Annotated in this window: 2 protein-coding genes and 1 pseudogene; all 3 read left to right on the top strand. The window is 69.9% G+C overall.

Annotated elements, in window-relative coordinates:
* Positions 1-280, top strand: a pseudogene (locus E8A12_RS08745) (hypothetical protein); the annotation flags it as partial.
* A 10-nt stretch (positions 281-290) separates the two neighbouring features.
* On the top strand, positions 291-1,493 hold the full coding sequence (locus E8A12_RS08740; RefSeq protein WP_293367706.1) for a URC4/urg3 family protein: 1,203 nt from the start codon (positions 291-293) through the stop codon (positions 1,491-1,493).
* Positions 1,494-1,509: 16 nt separating this feature from the next.
* Positions 1,510-2,139 carry a uracil phosphoribosyltransferase gene (gene upp / locus E8A12_RS08735; RefSeq protein ID WP_293367710.1) on the top strand — a complete coding sequence of 210 codons (630 nt, stop codon included), beginning with the start codon at positions 1,510-1,512 and terminating at the stop codon, positions 2,137-2,139.
* Positions 2,140-2,240 lie beyond the last annotated feature (101 nt).

Below are 2,240 nucleotides of genomic sequence, written 5' to 3'. Positions count from 1 at the left end.
CCAGGACGCGCGATTCCAGCAGCTGATGCCCGACATCATCCACTGGCTGGGCATCCGCCGGATCGACCGCTTCGTCTCCATGTCCAACATGAAGTACGACGCCCTGGTGAAGAGCGGCGTCGAGATTGGCGAACGCGTCCCGATCCCCGACTGGCTGGTGCCGGATGACGCCTCCGTGGAGATGGAGGCCAAGAAGGCCGCCGGCTACTTCACGCCCGAGACGCCGCCGTCCCAGGCCGACCTGAAGAAGGTCGTCGGCCGCGACCTGAAGGAATTCTGAGGCGACCAGGGTGAGCGCAGACGCGAAGACCGACGCCGCCGCCGCGGCGCGCAGGCTGCTTTCCGCTGCGGCGGTGCGCGAACGCGCCCACGAGATGCTGGGCGCGGCCCTGGCCGGCGAGGTCGCCGAGTGGCGGGTGGACCTTTCCCGGCTCGAGGCCGCCGCCGATCTGACGGCTGAGGTGGTGCGTGAGGCCTATCCGGACCTGAACGTGCCTTTCCACGCTCGCTGGCGGCACTTCTCCGTTGAGGGCCGCGACCTGTGGGCCGAGCGGGAAGAGCCCTGGTCCGATCCGAAGGCGCGGGCCCGGGCGGCCTTCGACCTGGCGATCACTTCGGTGCTGCTGGACGCCGGCGCGGGGCCCACCTGGCGCTATCGCGACGCCGCGACCGGGGCGACGCTGGCGCGATCCGAGGGGCTGGGCATCGCCTCGTTCCGGATGTTCGAGGCCGGGGCTCTGTCGGCGGACCCTGACGATCTGCTGCGGGCCGACGGGCTGGCGAAGGTCAGCGCCGAGACCCTTGCCGAGGCGTTCCAGGTCAGCGCCGACAATCCGCTGGTGGGCCTTGAAGGCCGCGCGGCCCTGCTGCGCCGACTGGGGGAGGCGGTGGGCCGGCCCGGCGCGCTGTTCGACGTCATGGCCGCGCGGGCGGTGGACGGAACGCTGCCGGCGCCGGTGATCCTTGAGGTGCTGCTGCAAGCATTGGGCCCGATCTGGCCCGGGCGCCTCAGCCTGGGCGGCGTGCCGCTGGGCGACTGCTGGCGCCATCCGGCGATCCGGCGCAACGACCCGACAGACGGCTACACGCCGATCCACAAGCTGTCGCAGTGGTTGTCCTATTCGCTGATCGAGCCGCTGGAGGCGGCGGGCGTCTCGGTGACCGACATCGACGGCCTGACGGGTCTGGCGGAATACCGCAATGGCGGCCTGTTCGTGGACCTGGGCGTGCTGGCGCTCACCGATCCGCGGGACGCCGGTCGGCCCAATCCGGTCGAGGGTCCGCTGATCGTCGCTTGGCGCGCGCTCACCGTGGCCCTGCTCGACCGGATCGCGCCCATGGTGCGCGAACGGTTGGGCGTGACGGCCGAGGCCTTCCCGTTGGCGAGGGTGCTGGAGGGCGGCACCTGGGCCGCCGGGCGGCGTATCGCCAGGAGTTTGCGGGCGGACGGCGGCCCGCCGATCGCCGTCGTCAGCGACGGCACTGTCTTTTGAGGATCAGGCCATGGCTATCAAGGGCGTCACCATCGTCGATCACCCGCTGGTGCAGCACAAGCTGACGCTGATGCGGAAGAAGGACACCTCGATCAAGAGCTTCCGTGAGCTGCTGAAGGAGATCGGCGGGCTGGTCTGCTACGAGGTCACCCGCGACCTGCCGCTGGAAGACGTCGAGATCGAGACGCCGATGCAGGCGATGCGCGCGCCCCAGCTGGCCGGCAAGAAGATGGTGTTCGCCCCGATCCTGCGCTCCGGCATGGGCATGCTGGATGGGATGCTGGAGCTGGCGCCGGCCGCTCGTGTCGCCCACATCGGGCTCTACCGCGACCCCGCGACGCTGGAGTGCGTGGAGTACTACTTCAAGGCGCCGGCCGATCTTGCGGAACGCCAGGTGGTGGTCATCGATCCGATGCTGGCCACCGGCAACACCGCCATCGCCGCGGTCGACCGGCTGAAGGAGGCGGGGGCGAAGTCGATCCGTATGGCCTGCCTCCTCGCCTCGCCGGAGGGGATCTCCAAGTTCCAGGGGCACCATCCGGGGGTCCGGATCTGGACCGCCGCCGTGGACGAGCGGCTGAACGACCACGGCTATATCCTGCCCGGCCTCGGCGACGCCGGCGACCGGATGTACGGAACGCGCTAGCTCAGGCGCCGAAGATCCAGCCGTCCCTCAGCGTGGAAAGCTGGACGCCGACCAGGATCATCTGGTTGCCATTGCCCATGTCGATGACGGTGTCGTTTCCG

This window comes from Phenylobacterium sp. (assembly GCF_004799395.1).
In the GTDB taxonomy this organism is placed as follows: domain Bacteria; phylum Pseudomonadota; class Alphaproteobacteria; order Caulobacterales; family Caulobacteraceae; genus Phenylobacterium.
This window is presented reverse-complemented; position numbering and strand designations above follow the sequence as displayed.